Here is a 16198-nt window from a genome sequence, read left to right on the forward strand (position 1 = left end):
AATAAAATGGAAGAGTATACACTGATACACAAAATAAACATTGTAGTTCATGTTATTTCCGGTTCCTTGGCACTAATTCTAGCAATCATAGCGATGGCAGTTCGGAAAGGCGGAAAAACTCATAACCGGAGCGGGCAAATATTCCTCCTTCTTGTGACATTTGTAATAGCTACGGGTTTAATAGGTGTATTTGTTTTTAAGGTAAATACCTTTTTATTGGTGATAACCCTTTTAAGCGGATATGAAGCCTTTTCGGGATATCGGATTTTGAAATTAAAATCAAACACTCCAAAACTTTTAGACATTCTTGTAGCTTTACTAACGATGGCTTCTGGAATTTACTTTCTCTACTACTTCGAATCTATAGGAATGTATTGGTCCCCTGTAATTATTTACAGTACTATAGGAACTTTGTTCTTATTAATAACCTATGATTTTTTACGATACGTGATTCCCGCTAAACGATATAGAAGAATGTGGCTCTACGAACATATATATAAGATGATAGCTGCCTTCACCGCATTATTATCCGCTTTTGTTGGCACAGTATTACCTCAGTATCATCCTTATAGTCAGTTTCTCCCATCTATTTTTGGTACCATGTTGGCCATCGCTTTTATCGTGTATTTTTACAGAAAAAATAATAGCGCAAGAAATGAAGCTCCTCAAAAAAATAGCTAAAGTTTTAGGTATATCTCTTTCAATCATATTAGTCGGCTGCGCATCAGTCCCGAAACTATCCAAAGCAGAAAAAGAAATTATTTCAGAAGTTGTAAAAACACCAATTCCTGAGATCATACAAGGAGAAACAGGTTTTGCAAATTCAGGAAAACACCAAATATGGTTTGAAAGTATTCGTCCAAAAATTGAAAACAAAGGCGCAGTTGTCCTTATTATGGGTAACGGAAACGATGCCCTGACCTGGCCCCCTCAATTTATTTCTAGTCTAGTCGGCAATGGTTATCAAGTCATTCGTTATGACCACCGTGGAACAGGTTTATCTATATCAGAAGAAAAATGGAAAAAGAAAAAAGCCTATTCATTAAATGATATGGCAGGCGATATTATTTCCATATTAGATGTGCTGAAGATTAAAAAGGCCCATATTGTAGGTATTTCCATGGGAGGTATGATCGGTCAAATCGTGGCGATAGAAAATCCGGAGAGAACCATAAGTTTAACTTCAATCATGTCCTCTGGTGATCCAATGGATCCAACTTTACCGCAAATGTCAAATGAAATTGTACCTGAAATGATATCAGCCATTTTCAAACATGGATTTTTCGGAGGCAAAAAAGGGCAAGTCCAACGCCAAATAATTCAAAAACGGATATTGATGGGTAAGGCCACTGGAGAAATTGATATTCGAACTATGGCACAAACGTCATTATATAATTTGAAAAAACGAGAGGGGTATAAGTTAATGTCAGCACGTCATCATTATAATGCTATTTTGAATTCATCCTCTAGGTATGTTCAACTAAGTCAGATTAAGATTCCAACTTTAATCATTCATGGTCGTGAAGATCCAGTAATACCTATTCTTCACAGTGAAAAATTGGCGAAAATCATTCCAAATGCAGAAACCCTGTGGGTCAATAATATGGGGCATGATTTACCTGACGGTAAAATCATTGAAATTACCAAAATGATGCTTTTAAATTTTGAGCGAGCCTCTTCTGAGTAAATGACAAAAAAAGACCCCGGTCATCTGCGGGGTTATTTCAGCCAACAACTTTGTAAACAAAAAAGTTTCGCAAAGCTGGGCTTGAATAAAAAAATTCCCAAAAATTAAGCGTAATCCTTTCTAACTGTTGTGGGGCGAACGACAGGCAAGAGTAGTGGAGTTGACTTAGATTTCTGGGAATAAAAGTTGAATTCCAATTTGTATTTGAGATTAGAATTCGTTTGCCAAAGCATAGTAGATGCTAGACCCGAAATTTCCGGATAGCATTATGCAGCATGCTCTGCTGCTCTATGTCTTTTTTGATATATAGTTTCCAAGGTTTTATTGATATCCTGCAATTCAGGTGTCAAAGTTGATAAATTTCCGCTAACATCGGTAGTAACTTCTTTGCCACAGTGAATGCACTTGTACTCTTTGATGTGAAGAGTAACTTTTTTTGAAACGGAGTAGTGATGTCCGAAAAGGTTACAAAATACTTTTTTCATGCTTGTAGGTTTTACAAAACGCTTTCATGATTTGGGACAGGAAAACATTTTAATGCGATTTGGGTCAATTGTCTAGTGGTCTATTAAAACACCTAGGCATAAAGAACGTAGGCTTTTCATTTTTTATTGGACTACTTCGTCGTTTCGAACCGTATTTTCGATGAACTGCATTTTTTTCGACAAACGGATTATTTTGCAAGACAAGTAACCTACTCTTTACTCGATTAACTAACTTGTTCATTATCAATTATTTCAAAAATTCAAAGAGAAGCTTAATGCATTTTTATCTCTGAAAACTAGTGAAAACAATTTTGCTATCTTTCCGACCTAGTATCGATTCATGAACCAAACTAAAGAAACACTCGTAACTGCTTTCGCACTTTTCTCACTCTTTTTTGGTGCAGGTAACTTATTGTTACCTCCTCTTTTAGGATACAATGCAGGAGAAGATTGGCTATGGGTAACCTTTGGGTTTATGATTACCGCTGTAGTGATTCCCATTTTGGGTATTCTGGCACATGCTAGATTGCAAGGCACCATGTTTGACTTTGGCAAAAAGGTGTCACCGGCCTTTAGTACGATCTATTGTATCATCGTCTACCTCATTTCAATCACCATCCCTTCGCCTCGTACGGCTTCTGCCACGCACGAGATTGCGATTCATCCTGCTTTTGGTACTAGTCCGTTGTTGACAAGTAGTATTTATTTTGCCCTGGTACTGGTATTTGTTTTGAATCGTTCTAGAATTTTAAGCTTTATCGGAAAGTTCTTGACTCCTATTATAGTAATCATGCTTTTCGCCGTTATCGGCATCGGATTGTTTTCTTCGGATGGATTAATGAACACCTCAACCTTTGACGCTCCAGTGGTAAGTGGTATCCTAGAAGGCTATCAAACCTTCGACGCCATAGGTGCAGTTGTAGTGGGAGCAGTTATTATCATTTCATTAAACTTAAGAGGTCATGAAACCTTTGAAGCAAAAAAGGACATCATTCGAAAATCAGGATTCATTGCAGGATTAGGTTTACTCCTTATATATGCAGGATTGATTTCTGTGGGTTCTTTCTTCGGAGCTGATATTGAAATTGACAATACGCTTAGTGGTGATATGCAAAGAGCAAATCTCCTTCGGGGAATTAGTTTGGCTTCTTTAGGGACCTTCGGAAATAAAGTCCTTAGTATTCTAATTGCTCTAGCCTGTTTTACCACCGCCGTAGGAATCGTAACAGGAACCGCCGATTATTTCAAAGGATTATTCAAAGGTTCTCAGAAAGCCTATGTTATTACCGGAATTCTTGGTTGTGCTATTGGTGTTTTAATAGGTCAGCTAGATTTTCATTCGATAATCGTTATTGCCGTTCCGGCTTTGATGATTATCTATCCTATTACTATTGTGCTGATTTTGTTGAATGTTGTTCCTGAGAAATTTGCTTCGGCAAAAGTTTTTAAAATGTTAGTTATAACAACCATTCTGTTTAGTATTCCTGATTTCCTAGGAACTGTTGGTTTCGGGGAAGCCGTTGCTGGAGTTCAAAATTATATTCCTTTAAGTAAGTTTAGTATGGGGTGGGTGTTGCCTGCTTTGGTTGTTTTTGCTATTTTGAATCTAGGTAGCAAAAATCAAGAGCAAACTCAGAACTAAGTTTTTTACTTCAATTGAAAATGAATATGGTATTCATGACGAACGTCCTAACAGCCATGATATCAATTTTTTGATTCTTCAGGTTCAATCTTATTTTTAAATATGGTTCTATAAATAGTTTTACTTTGGAGGGTTACTTCAAAATAAATAAAAAGTCAGCAACGATTTCTCAAAGCTGACTTTTTTGGTCAAAAAGATTCTTTCAAATTTAAAACGCAGTCCCTTTTTCCCCTTCATCTGCGCCGCCTGGAACCGTCGTTTTCGGCTGCGCTTTTCTCAAACAGTTACTGTATCTCAAATACAATTTATCAACTTGGTCAATCCATCCATCAGACCCTCTTACCAAGCGTGATATTTGTAGTAAAAGCTTTTCCGCGTCTACATTACATTTATTGATTTTACTCCAAGTACTTGCCGAACGCCGCTTAGTCAGTTCTTTTCTTATTTCCTTGAGATCGTTTTCACGGTCCTCTACAAGTAACTTTTCATGCTTTTTAGCATCCTCACAATCTGCTTCATTTAGTCCTGTACAATCCACTTGCGCGTAACCAATTGATGTCACTAATAACATACTTGCGATTAACAATAATTTTTTCATAATCATAAAATTTTGAGGTTAATGTTTTCATTTATCTTATCTAATTTAATGAAAAATAAATAAAATAATTTACTTTTTCCTTACAGATATTGTAAGCCGTAATTAAATGTTTAAGGACTGTAATCATTCTAATCTTCCCGATTTTTTAAATACTGTTGCATTGAGGTTTACTTCAATTGAAAATGTATATGGTCATCGTGCCGAACCGCTTGGCATCCATGAAATCGAATTCTTTGGTTCTTCATATTCAATCTAGTTTTTAAATGTGGTTCAATAAAAAGCTTGCCCGTAGATGGCTGTTTCAAAATTTCCTGAATTAAATCCTTGGTTGCTTTTTCTGAAAAAGTCAGCTCTGAATTGATTATGCCGAAAGTCAAATACCTGGGAAAGTCATATTGCCATTTGCCTTTATCCAGACACTTCTCTATTTGATTGTATTCACTAGGTTTTGGTCCTTCATAAACTCCGTAACCACTTATTGAAGGTTTTTTATTGGTAAGTTTCCCATTTTCATCAGTATATATTAAAGAAATATCAATCTTCTTCCCATCGCTATGACTTAAATGAGGAAGAAGCGGAAACTTATTGATGAATGGAAAATTCGCATCCAAATAAACCAATTTTATTCCTGGATATTTTTTATCAAGTCCAGTGGCAATTTTTTGCAGCGATGTGTTCAGTTCAGGTCTAACATAGTTGCGGTTCATTAAATCGGTCATAAATGTCCGAGCTTCCACATATTCGAACTTCTTAATTTTTTCACGACCAAATATGGGAGCGATAATAGGAACGAATAAAATTGTTGTTATTAAGTAAAGTAGTGAGAAAGTGGTAAAACGTTTTAAGCGATATCTAGGGCTGTTATTTCTAACAAGAAGAAGAGTAATCAAGTAAACTAACCCTCCTATTTGGGTACTGATTGTCAAAAAAACAATTATAACAAGATGTAATACAAATTTTATCGTTTTTCTAAACATGCTTATAACACCTTATTATCTAGACTTGGATAGAAACTTAGTTATTCTCTAACCCTAAATTTCCATCGTCTTTCAATCTTCCTCTCATTTTGCTTTTTCATGTTCCATAAATTCCCCAAAACCGTTTAGCATTCCTTTAATACAATCACAAGGTGTTGGGCCACCATCCCAGATTCCCTCGCATGGAACTTCTATAAGGTCATTTCGGTTTTCCTGCACCCAAGCTTTTGCATCATAGTAGGTATCTGGGTCATTTGAAGAAGTACTTACTTTACTGATTTTATTATTCTTTATAGTCAAACGAAAAGTATCGGTGACATTAAACTGAATGTCAAGAGCAGCCATTAGGTCATCTTTTACCGTTACCGGAAAAAGAATAGTCGAATCGTTTTCTTGAATGGTAGTACCTCTTTTAAGGAGTTTATAATTTCCACATTCAGCCCATTTTTGATAATACAGGAGTTCCGGTTGAGATTTCTCAGCATTGGATAAGGCAGCTTTCAGTACTTTATCATCAAATGAATAAAACGCATCAATAAACTCATTCCCTAGAATTATGTAATTAGCGGCCTTCTCAGAAACCTTAGATTCTGAAGTGTTTTTGCAGCTAAACTGTAGCACTACAAATAAAAGAAATAATAATATTTTTGGCATGATTTGAAATGTCCTACGCATTCATCAAAGCTTCAATTTCTTCTACTTCGATCGGGATATTCCCCATCAAATTAAACGGCTCACCACTTTCTTGAATGACCACATCATCTTCTAAACGAATGCCCATTTTCTCTTCTGGAATATAAATACCAGGTTCAACGGTAAAAACCATATTCGCTTTCATCGGAGTTTTCAGTTCTCCGTAATCGTGTGTGTTGAGTCCGATATGGTGGCTGGTACCGTGCATAAAATATTTCTTGTAGGCTGGCCAATCTTTGTTCTCGTTTTGAACATCTGCTTTATCTAACAACCCCAATCCTAAAAGTTCGGAGGTCATCACTTTCCCGCACTCTTTGTGATACTCGGCCCAAATAGCACCAGGTACTAGCATCGTCGTTGCCTCCTTTTTTACATTGAGCACAGCATTGTAAACATCCTTTTGTCGTTGTGTAAACTTTCCATTTACTGGAATGGTTCTTGTCAAATCACTAGAGTAATTGGCATATTCCGCGGCAACATCCATCAGAATCATATCGCCATCTTTGCACTGTTGATTGTTCTCTAAATAGTGCAAAACATTGGCATTATTTCCTGAAGCGATAATCGGGGCATAGGCAAATCCCTTCGAACGGTTTCTCAAAAATTCATGGGAAAGCTCTGCTTCTATTTCATATTCCCAAACCCCAGGTTTAATAAAACCGAGCAAGCGTCTAAATCCTTTCTCAGTAATATCACATGCGGTTTGCATCAGAGCGATTTCCTCTGGTTCTTTTAAACCCCGTATTTCTTGAAGTATGGGAAAACTCTTAGCGACGCGATGGGCGGGATACTTACGTTTGCACTCCAAAATAAAACGGTCTTCACGAGTCTGTAATTCTACTGCCTGGCGATAATGTTCGTTTGTGTTGAAGTAAATTGTATCGGTCTCAGTCATCAAATCAAAGAAAATTTTGTCGAAATCAGAAAGCCAATAAATGGTTTCTATTCCAGAAACCTTTGTTGCTTGTTCCTTGGTTAGCTTTGCACCTTCCCAGATGGCGATGTGTTCATTCGTTTCACGCACAAAAAGTACTTCTCTATGTTTTTTATCCATGGCGTCTGGAAACAAAATCAAAATCGTTTCCTCTTGGTCTGCACCACTTAAATAGAAAATATCACGATGTTGCTCAAATGGCATTGTACTATCTGCACTAATAGGATAAATATCATTGGAATTAAAAACAGCAATGCTCTTGGGCTGCATTCTATCCATAAACTTTTTTCGATTCTTTATGAATAGTGAATTAGGAATTTGCTCGTACTTCATAGGTATTCTTGTTAGTTGTCTAAATGTAAGAATTACCAGTAATTTCTAAGGGATTATCGGTGAACTATTTTGTAAATTTAAAAGCTATCAACCAACCCAAGAGCAATATGAAAATGATACAGCGCTTTCTTGCATTCCTCTTTTTACTACCTATCGCAATTTCCGCCCAAACGGATGCTAAAGTATTCGAGAATTTGAAATTCCGTTTTATCGGTCCTGAAGGAAATCGGGCGATTGCCATCGCAGGTGTTCCAGGCGACCCAATGATCAATTATATTGGAGCAGCATCTGGTGGATTATGGAAAACAACCGACGGCGGACTTAATTGGAAACCCATTTTTGATGAACAGGATGCTTCATCAATTGGATCAATTGCGATAACACCTACCAATCCAGATATTGTTTGGGCAGGAACGGGCGAAACATTTGTCATTAGACCAGCCCATGCCATGGGAGACGGAATCTACAAATCAGAAGATGCTGGAAAGACCTGGAAAAACATGGGCCTTGAAAAAACAGGGCGTATAGGGCGCATTATTGTACATCCTACCAATCCTGATATTGTTTACGCAGCAGCACTCGGTCATACCTACGGACCTCAGCAAGAGCGAGGTGTCTACAAAACTGTCAACGGCGGTAAAACTTGGAAACAGATTTTCTTTGTTGATGAAAATACGGGAGCTGCGGAATTAGCCCTTGACCCTAAAAATCCCGATAGACTTTTGGTGGGCATGTGGTCTATTCATATCAATACTTGGGGTTTGCGAAGTGGCGGTGCCGGTGGCGGCGTTTATCGTTCTTTGGATGGAGGGGATACCTGGGAAGCACTTTCCAAAAAAGGGCTTCCAGGAGGAGTGGAAAATCCCGTAGGAAAGACAGCTGTCGCGATTTCGCATTCAGAACCTGATATCATTTATGCGCTGTTTGAAATTGATAGTCCGGCATTGTATCGTTCTGAAGATTTTGGTGAAACTTGGACTTTACAGACTAGAAATCATGACATCGCAGAGCGCGCACCGTATTATACCCGAATGGCAGTTTCCACCTCTGACCCGAACGAATTGTATTTCGCTAGTGTCAAGTTCAGCATTTCAAAAGATGGGGGCAAAACTATTGATGCTGGTTACAAAGCTGGTGGAGACAACCATGATATTTGGGTAGACCCCAGCAACTCAGACCGCATTATGGTTGCCCATGATGGCTGTGCTAGTATAAGTTTAAATCACGGAGAAACTTTTAATCGAATTGTGCTCCCAATTGCGCAGATGTATCACGTTTCTGTTGACGACCAAATTCCGTATAACGTCTATGGTAACCGTCAGGATGGCTACTCATACAAAGGTCCGAGCAATAGTAGACAAGGTTATATACCGGTCGGTTTATGGAAAGGTGTTGGCGGTTGTGAAAGTGGTTTTGCCCAACCTGACCCATTTGATAACAACATTGTTTGGTCAGGATGTTATGACGGCGGACTACAGCGCTATAATGTAAAAACAGGTCATGCAAGAGACGTGCGAGTTTGGCCAGAAGCAGGTTACGGATGGGCACCCGCTGATATGAAATACCGCTGGCATTGGAATTTCCCCATGGCATTTTCTCCCCATACCAAACACCGCGTTTATGTGGGCAGTCAGTTCGTGCATAAAAGTGATGATGACGGACAAAGTTGGCAGGTGATTAGTCCTGATTTGACTTTGAATGATAAATCGCACCAACAAAGTTCTGGTGGAATAGCGGTTGATAATCTGATGACTTTTGATGGGGCTACTTTGTTCAGCATTGTAGAATCAAAATTAGAAGCAGGTCTTATTTGGACAGGTAGCAACGATGGGCAAGTACAATTAACCAAAGATGGTGGCGAAAATTGGACAAACGTCACGGCGAACATTCCCAATTTACCAAAATGGGGAACCATAGCGAATATCGAAGTATCCCGCTTCAAAAAAGGTGCCGCATACATCACTATCGATTTGCATCAAATGGGAGACTTCGACCCTTATGTTTACAAAACCGAAGATTACGGAGAAAGTTGGAATTTGATAAGTGGTACGGTTCCAAAATCGGTTCACAGTTTTGTGCATGTCATCAAAGAAGATCCGAAACGTGAAGGCATGTTGTACTTGGGAGTTGATAATGGCATTTACATTTCCCATAACGATGGTGGAAGTTGGATGCGTTTGAAAAACAATCTCCCTCCAGCACCAGTATATTGGTTGGAAATTCAAGAACGTTTTGACGATTTAATAGTGGGCACTTATGGAAGGGGTTATTATATTCTGGATAATATTTCTCCCTTGCGGGAATTCGATATCGACGCGCAAGACAAGGATGCGCATCTCTTTAGTTTGCGACAAGCCTATCGTTTTCAGAACCTACAAAGCATCAAAACGGATGGACCAAGTATGAACTCAGGAAGGAATCCGGATTATGGAGCTGAAATCAATTATTTCCTAAAAGATAGTACAGACCAAAAAGTGGAGATTCAAATCATCAAAGGTGAAAATGAGATTGTGCGGACTTTGGAGGGGAAACAATCCGAAGGAATACATCGCACCATGTGGGATTTGCGATATGAACCCACTTACAAACCCAAATTAAAAACCACTCCAACAGGAAGGCCTTGGGTGCAATTAAACGGAGAAGGTTGGCGGCCGCTAGTTACTTGGGATTTAGATTTAATGCGCGGTCAATTCGGCCCAAAAGTGGTTCCGGATACTTATAAAGTAAAATTGATTATTGGAGAGGAAGAATATGTTCGCGAACTAGAAGTGTTAAAAGACCCATCCACAGAAAGTTCTATTGAAGATATCAAAGAACAGGTGACTTTTTCGTTGGAACTTCGCGATGCCATAAATATCGGCGTTACCATGATTAATAGTATTGAGGATATTAAAAGTGAACTGCAAGAAATCATTCCGAAGTTGAAAAAAGCTTCGGATAAGAAAAAGGCAAGAGCACTTTTCAACTCTGCTCAATCCATTGCGGGAACTCTATATGATATTCAATTGACCGGAGCGCGTGAAGATGCCTTTCGTTCCCCAATGCGATTATACGGAAGACTGAGTGCTTTAGCCAGTGACATAGGAGCTTTTGGCGCAGATTTTAAACCAACAGACCAACAGCGAGAAGTCTACGGAATATTCAATAAACGTCTTGAAAATGCTAATAAAAAATTCGAAAATTTTATAAAAGTGGAAGTCCCAAAATTGAATAGCCAAATCAAAAAAAGTGAATTACAAATTCAGGGTGGGGAGAAGATAAAATCTTAACTGTGTTTTGAGTTATTGAGGGTTGTATAATATTTTCAGTTCCTTCTCTTCCATTGAAATAATATTAACATCTAGGGATATTGGAGTCAAAGGTTGATTTATAGAGTCACGCTTCACAGCAACAATGGCATCGATGATTTCCATGCCCTTGATAACTTTACCAAAAACGGTATAATCTCCATCTAATCGATGTTCCCCCTCCTTATTTTGAACAATATAAAACTGACAACGTGCCGAAAGCTTTTCGGCATTTCCATCGCGACCAGCTCCCAAAGCGCCATATTCATGGGTCAATCTATCCACAAACTCTGGGGCTAACAAATAATCTGGGTCATTGAACCCTTCAGGAGTATCGGGGCATCCGCCTTGTGCAACAAAATCTGGGATTACTCGATTAAAAGTCAGTGAATCCCAATACCCCTCTTTTGCTAATTGTATGAAACTGGCTTTATGATTAGGTGTTTCATCATGCAACCAAATCAAAATATCTCCCTTGGGGGTTTTGATTTCACCAATTTCATAAGTCTCTTGAGCCGTGCAGCCCGTAAAAATAAGAGTCCCGATTATTGGTAAGAAGTATTTCATAATTTCCAAATATAGTTCATTCCATAAAAGGCATTAAAAAACCCACCCGTTTCGAAAAACTGGGCGGGTTGATTATTACTTGTTTACTTCGTTATTTTGACATCGCATTTTTGATGACACCAATGATTGCCATGATAACGCCACCACCGACACCGCCTCCTGCGACGCTTCCTAGAATGCTAGACATATCCATTCCTCCAGCAGCTTCTGCGGCTCCAGACATATCAGTTCCTGTTGCTGCTCCAGCTCCAAGACCTAACATCCCCAGAAGTTGACCTCCGATACCACCTCCAACAAGTCCGGATATGACATTTCCGACTGTTCCTAGAGACAAGTTTTTTAACAATTTTCCAGCGGTAATACCTCCAAGGCCTCCCGATACAAGTTGAACGATTAACGGTAAATACTCTTCCATTTTAAATTAGTTTAGTTGATTATGTATCAATAAATTAACAAAATATTAAGGAGAATTACAATTTTGTTCTATTTAAATTGTCAAAGTAGAGGATATTTAAATAGGAAATTATTGATTTCATAAAGTGGCATTCTCTCTTAAATTACCTTAGACTAAAGGTTTCTTGGCAAGTTTTACTAACTTCCCATGACTAATTTCTTGAAAACTATGCGATACCTCTTACTAACTTCATTTTTTCTTTTTTCAACACTAAGTCTTGCACAAATTTCGGCCACTAAAGCACAAAACGTGGAAACCGCCTTACAGCAGAAAAAACAAATGCTGGCGAACTCGCTAGTGCAGAACATTCCTTTGAAAAACATTGGCCCTACGGTAATGAGTGGTCGTGTGGTTGATGTGGATGTTAATGCTGAAAACCCTACGGAATTTTATGTAGGCTATGCTTCAGGCGGATTGTGGTACACGAATAACAACGGAACATCTTTTACACCTGTTCTCGACACTTCAGAAACACAAAATGTTGGAGACATTGCTGTAGATTGGAAAAATGGAACGATTTGGGTTGGAACAGGGGAAAACAATTCTTCACGCTCCTCATACGCGGGCGTCGGAATCCTAAAATCAACCGATAAAGGAAAGACCTGGCAAAATATGGGTTTGACCGATTCACATCATATTGGCCGCATTGTCATAAACCCTACAAACCCAGATGAGGTAGTCGTCGGCGTCACTGGGCATTTGTATTCTCCTAATGAAGAGCGGGGCATTTATAAAACCATTGATGGAGGAAAAACATGGAAAAAAACACTGTTCATCGACAATGGAACAGGTATAATTGATGTCGCCCATTCTCCAAACAGCTTTAACATTATGTATGCCTCCGCTTGGCAAAAAGACCGTAAAGCTTGGGATTTTATTGGTAACGGAAATGCTTCCGGTATTTATAAAAGTATCGATGGGGGTTCTACTTGGAATAAAATTTCAACCGCTGAAAGTGGTTTCCCCACAGGAGAAGGTGTCGGTCGAATTGGACTTGCCGTTTTTGACGATACTACCGTTTATGCGGTTCACGACAGTCAATTCAGACGTGAAAAATCCAAAGAAAGAAAGAAAAAATCCGAAGGCCTAACCAAAGATGATTTCAAAACCATGTCCTCCACCGACTTTCTAAAACTGGAGGATAAAAAGCTCAATACCTATCTCAAAAGCAACAATTTTCAGGAGAAATACAGAGCGGAAAACGTAAAGCAAATGGTGCGTAGCGGCGCCGTCAAACCAGCTGATTTGGCTAAATATCTTGAGAATGCAAATTCGGCTTTATTTGATACTCCGGTAATTGGAGCGGAAGTGTATCGCAGTACGAATAGCGGAGAAACTTGGGAGAAAATGAACGAAAATTATATCGATGACCTCTATTATAGCTACGGGTATTATTTTGGGGAGATTCGTGTGGATGCCTCAAACGTCAATAAAATTTATCTAGAAGGTGTACCGATTATCAAATCTGACGATGGTGGCAAAACCTTTACATCAATAAATGGTGACAATGTACACTCGGACCATCAGGCACTTTGGGTGAATCCAAAAAAACAGGGTCATTTATTAAACGGAAATGATGGCGGACTCAACATGACCTATGACGATGGTAAAAACTGGACGAAATTGAATTCTACATCCGTTGGACAGTTTTATGCTATCAATGTCGATAATCAAGAACCTTATCATGTATATGGTGGACTACAAGATAACGGGGTTTGGATGGGGCCTCATAATGCGGCTACCAATAGCCGTTGGCACCAAACAGGACAAAACCCTTGGGAGTCAATAATGGGGGGAGATGGCATGCAAGTCCAAATCGATAGCCGAAATCACAACATAGTTTACACTGGTTATCAATTTGGAAATTACTTTCGAATCAACAAGGAAAGTAAGGCGCGCAAGTACATTCAGCCTAAGCATGAATTGGGCGAAGCCCCATATCGTTTTAATTGGCAGACTCCAATTTTATTATCTACTCACAATCAAGATATTTTGTATTTGGGGGGGAATAAATTACATCGTTCGTTAAACCAAGGTGATGACTGGGAAGCCATTTCTGATGATTTGACCCAAGGTGGAAAAAAGGGAAATGTCGCCTATGGAACGCTAACAACGATTTCTGAATCTTCTTTCAAATTCGGATTGATTTATACGGGAAGCGATGACGGTTTGGTTCAAGTAACCCAAAATGGTGGCGGAAGCTGGACGAATGTATCCAATGCTTTTCCAAAAGATATGTGGGTGAGTCGTGTTGCCGCATCTAAACATAAAAAAGAACGTGTGTATGCCACTTTAAATGGATACCGATGGGATGATTTCACCCCTTACGTCTATGTAAGCGAGGACTACGGCCAAACTTGGAAAAGTATTTCCGCTAATATTCCAACCTCAGCAGTTAATGTGATTTTAGAAGATCCTGAGAATGAAAACCTATTGTTTGTTGGAACAGATAACGGACTTTACGTCTCTCACAACCGTGGCCAATCTTGGGAAGCCTTCCAAAATGGGATGCCTAATGTAGCTGTACATGATTTGGTCATTCAGCCTGAAGCCAAACATCTATTAGTAGGTACCCACGGACGAAGCATTTACAAAGCTGATATTTCGACTTTACAGCAAATGACTCCTGAAATTATGGGAAAAGATTTACATGCCTATAAACTTGAAAATATTAGGCATTCTTCACGTTGGGGCCGTTCATGGAGCACTTGGGGCAAACCGCAAACACCTGGCTTAGATGTGACTTTTTATTGCGGAAAGGCAGGTGCTATCGATGCACAAATCAAAACAGAAGATGGTATCATCGTCAGCAAAACCCAAATTGATGCCGTTAAGGGCTTAAATATACTTTCTTACGACGTAGCCTTTTCAAAAGCAGGCAAATTGAACTACTTGAAAAAACATAAAACCGAACTCAAAGAGGCTAAAAACGGAAAAACATATCTACCCAAAGGAAATTATGTTGTGGAAATTAATAGTGGTGGAGCCAAAGAGAAAGTTGAATTCGAAATCGAGTAAAATTGGAAGTAAGAATTGAAGAATTACCACAGAAGACCTTAATCGGTAAATCGCTGCGAATGTCTTTAGCCAAAAATAAAACCCATCAATTATGGCGTAGTTTTATGTTGGACAGGAATGCAATCAAAAATACAGTCGGCACAGATTTATATTCGATTCAGGTGTATGATGAATTGCTTTACTTCGAAAACTTCAACCCGAATACTGAATTCACCAAATGGGCCGCTATTGAAGTGGAAAATCATGACCTGTTACCAAATGATTTTTTGCCTTTCAGCATTGAATCTGGCCTTTACGCCGTTTTCATTCATAAAGGAGCTGTAAGTGAGTTTCCGAAAACATTTCAGTTCATTTTTACTACTTGGTTGCCGCAATCAGCTTATGAGTTAGATAACAGACCTCACTTTGAATTACTGGGAAAGAAGTATAAAAATAATAGTCCAAGCTCCGAAGAAGAAGTATGGATTCCTATACAGGAAAAGACCTAGTTGTTATTATCTTAGGTAAACACTACATTTAAAATTCTAAACAATACGCCATGAGACGCTTAACATTTGTCCTGCTTATCATTTTTCTTTCTATTGATGCCAATGAAGTTAAGGCACAGGAAAACCAAAAAATCAAAGTACTCATTGTTGATGGTCAAAACAATCATGAACAATGGCCAAAAATCACCGTAATGCTCAAGAGCTATTTGGAAGAGACAACTCTATTTTCTGTTAATGTAATACGTTCAGGGTATACTTGGAAAGGAGAGGAATTCATCGCAGAATTCCCTATTGAGGAGTTACCAGCAACTATTGCAATGGATAAACCCACAGCTGATCCTGATTTCAATCCTGATTTCTCCAAATATGATGTTGTTATCTCCAATTTTGGATGGAATGCTGCCGATTGGCCCGAAACGACCAAAAAAGCACTTGAAACCTACATGGAAAATGGTGGTGGATTAGTAGTTTTTCATGCAGCAGACAACTCTTTTCCAAAATGGGAAGCCTATAATAAAATGATTGGCCTTGGCGGTTGGGGCGACCGCACCGAAAAAGATGGTCCCTATGTGTATTACAATGATGCTGGTGAACTTATTCGTGATGATTCTCCCGGAAATGGTGGTGCTCACGGCCCGCAAAGCGAATATCAAGTGCAAGTTCGAAATGCTGAACACCCCATAACCAAAGGTATGCCCAAGATTTGGATGCATACCAAAGACGAATTATATAACAGCTTGCGAGGCCCAGCTGAAAATATGGAGATTTTAGCGACCGCCTATGCTGACCCCAATAATAAGGGTACAGGGCGCCATGAACCAGCATTGATGACCATATCTTACGGAGAAGGGCGTATTTTCCATAATATCATGGGACATGCCGACTACTCTGTTGAATGTATTGGATTTGTTACAACTATGCTCCGCGGCGTCGAATGGGCGGCAACAGGTGGTGTTACACAAGAAATTCCTGAAGATTTTCCCTCTGCCGAAAAGTCAAACTCTCGAAAAAGCATGAAAAAGTAGCCCTTTTCAC

The 16198-nt window shown here is 39.0% G+C and carries 14 protein-coding genes; 7 read left to right on the forward strand and 7 right to left on the reverse strand.

Translation table 11 applies throughout. From position 1 onward, the window contains the following. Positions 1-6 precede the first annotated feature (6 nt). Both FEE95_RS05305 and FEE95_RS05310 read left to right on the forward strand, forming a co-directional pair. Entirely contained in the window at positions 7-681 is a 675-nt protein-coding gene (locus FEE95_RS05305) for a hypothetical protein (RefSeq protein ID WP_138656782.1), read from the forward strand. Beyond that, positions 656-1687: an alpha/beta fold hydrolase gene (locus tag FEE95_RS05310; RefSeq protein ID WP_138656783.1), complete on the forward strand. Its 1032-nt coding sequence runs from the start codon at positions 656-658 to the stop codon at positions 1685-1687. Before FEE95_RS05305 ends, FEE95_RS05310 begins: the two co-directional genes overlap by 26 nt. 266 nt (positions 1688-1953) lie before the next feature. On the opposite strand, the gene FEE95_RS05315 is transcribed toward FEE95_RS05310, so the two are convergent. Beyond that, entirely contained in the window at positions 1954-2172 is a 219-nt protein-coding gene (locus FEE95_RS05315) for a hypothetical protein (RefSeq protein ID WP_138656784.1), read from the reverse strand. 340 nt (positions 2173-2512) lie between these two features. Between FEE95_RS05315 and brnQ the strand changes: the two genes are divergently transcribed. Further along, positions 2513-3814, forward strand: a complete 1302-nt coding sequence (gene brnQ, locus FEE95_RS05320) for a branched-chain amino acid transport system II carrier protein (protein WP_138656785.1) — start codon at positions 2513-2515, stop codon at positions 3812-3814. A gap of 208 nt (positions 3815-4022) precedes the next feature. Here the strand turns inward: brnQ and FEE95_RS05325 are convergent, their stop codons facing one another. The 4 genes from FEE95_RS05325 to FEE95_RS05340 form a co-directional block, all read right to left on the reverse strand. Continuing rightward, positions 4023-4412: a hypothetical protein gene (locus FEE95_RS05325; protein WP_138656786.1), complete on the reverse strand. Its 390-nt coding sequence runs from the start codon at positions 4410-4412 to the stop codon at positions 4023-4025. Between the two features lie 167 nt (positions 4413-4579). After that, positions 4580-5338, reverse strand: coding sequence for a hypothetical protein (locus tag FEE95_RS05330; RefSeq protein ID WP_238474501.1), 759 nt, complete (start codon positions 5336-5338; stop codon positions 4580-4582). A gap of 135 nt (positions 5339-5473) precedes the next feature. Beyond that, entirely contained in the window at positions 5474-6043 is a 570-nt protein-coding gene (locus FEE95_RS05335) for a hypothetical protein (RefSeq protein WP_138656788.1), read from the reverse strand. 13 nt (positions 6044-6056) lie between these two features. Further along, on the reverse strand, positions 6057-7349 hold the full coding sequence (locus FEE95_RS05340; protein WP_138656789.1) for an aminopeptidase P family protein: 1293 nt from the start codon (positions 7347-7349) through the stop codon (positions 6057-6059). Between the two features lie 107 nt (positions 7350-7456). Here FEE95_RS05340 and FEE95_RS05345 point away from each other — a divergent pair, with 107 nt between their 5' ends. Beyond that, positions 7457-10618, forward strand: a complete 3162-nt coding sequence (locus tag FEE95_RS05345; protein WP_138656790.1) for a WD40/YVTN/BNR-like repeat-containing protein — start codon at positions 7457-7459, stop codon at positions 10616-10618. Between the two features lie 12 nt (positions 10619-10630). Here FEE95_RS05345 and FEE95_RS05350 read toward each other — a convergent pair whose 3' ends face one another. Together FEE95_RS05350 and FEE95_RS05355 are read right to left on the reverse strand one after the other, a co-directional pair. Beyond that, positions 10631-11203 carry a peptidylprolyl isomerase gene (locus FEE95_RS05350; RefSeq protein WP_138656791.1) on the reverse strand — a complete coding sequence of 191 codons (573 nt, stop codon included), beginning with the start codon at positions 11201-11203 and terminating at the stop codon, positions 10631-10633. 91 nt (positions 11204-11294) lie between these two features. After that, complete coding sequence (locus FEE95_RS05355; RefSeq protein ID WP_138656792.1) at positions 11295-11618, reverse strand: hypothetical protein; 324 nt, start codon at positions 11616-11618, stop codon at positions 11295-11297. 207 nt (positions 11619-11825) lie between these two features. On the opposite strand from FEE95_RS05355, the gene FEE95_RS05360 reads away from it, so the two are divergent. The 3 genes from FEE95_RS05360 to FEE95_RS05370 are packed head-to-tail and all read left to right on the forward strand — an operon-like array spanning position 11826 to position 16188. Then, positions 11826-14675 (forward strand): VPS10 domain-containing protein, encoded by a 2850-nt coding sequence (locus tag FEE95_RS05360; protein WP_138656793.1) that lies wholly within the window; start codon positions 11826-11828, stop codon positions 14673-14675. 2 nt (positions 14676-14677) lie between these two features. Next, a complete protein-coding gene (locus tag FEE95_RS05365; protein ID WP_138656794.1) occupies positions 14678-15163 on the forward strand; it encodes a GyrI-like domain-containing protein in 486 nt (161 codons plus the stop codon). A gap of 50 nt (positions 15164-15213) precedes the next feature. Then, positions 15214-16188: a ThuA domain-containing protein gene (locus FEE95_RS05370; RefSeq protein WP_138656795.1), complete on the forward strand. Its 975-nt coding sequence runs from the start codon at positions 15214-15216 to the stop codon at positions 16186-16188. Positions 16189-16198: the final 10 nt, after the last annotated feature.

The organism is Maribacter algarum (ex Zhang et al. 2020) (assembly GCF_005885635.1).
Lineage (GTDB): Bacteria > Bacteroidota > Bacteroidia > Flavobacteriales > Flavobacteriaceae > Maribacter_C > Maribacter_C algarum.

Coding starts and splice junctions, on each gene's coding strand:
- FEE95_RS05370 (WP_138656795.1), top strand. CDS start 15,214: ATGAGACGCTTAACATTTGTCCTGCTTATCATTTTTCTTTCTATTGAT.
- FEE95_RS05325 (WP_138656786.1), bottom strand. CDS start 4,412: ATGAAAAAATTATTGTTAATCGCAAGTATGTTATTAGTGACATCAATT.
- FEE95_RS05355 (WP_138656792.1), bottom strand. CDS start 11,618: ATGGAAGAGTATTTACCGTTAATCGTTCAACTTGTATCGGGAGGCCTT.
- FEE95_RS05350 (WP_138656791.1), bottom strand. CDS start 11,203: ATGAAATACTTCTTACCAATAATCGGGACTCTTATTTTTACGGGCTGC.
- FEE95_RS05340 (WP_138656789.1), bottom strand. CDS start 7,349: ATGAAGTACGAGCAAATTCCTAATTCACTATTCATAAAGAATCGAAAA.
- FEE95_RS05305 (WP_138656782.1), top strand. CDS start 7: ATGGAAGAGTATACACTGATACACAAAATAAACATTGTAGTTCATGTT.
- brnQ (WP_138656785.1), top strand. CDS start 2,513: ATGAACCAAACTAAAGAAACACTCGTAACTGCTTTCGCACTTTTCTCA.
- FEE95_RS05345 (WP_138656790.1), top strand. CDS start 7,457: ATGAAAATGATACAGCGCTTTCTTGCATTCCTCTTTTTACTACCTATC.
- FEE95_RS05310 (WP_138656783.1), top strand. CDS start 656: ATGAAGCTCCTCAAAAAAATAGCTAAAGTTTTAGGTATATCTCTTTCA.
- FEE95_RS05360 (WP_138656793.1), top strand. CDS start 11,826: ATGCGATACCTCTTACTAACTTCATTTTTTCTTTTTTCAACACTAAGT.
- FEE95_RS05315 (WP_138656784.1), bottom strand. CDS start 2,172: ATGAAAAAAGTATTTTGTAACCTTTTCGGACATCACTACTCCGTTTCA.
- FEE95_RS05335 (WP_138656788.1), bottom strand. CDS start 6,043: ATGCCAAAAATATTATTATTTCTTTTATTTGTAGTGCTACAGTTTAGC.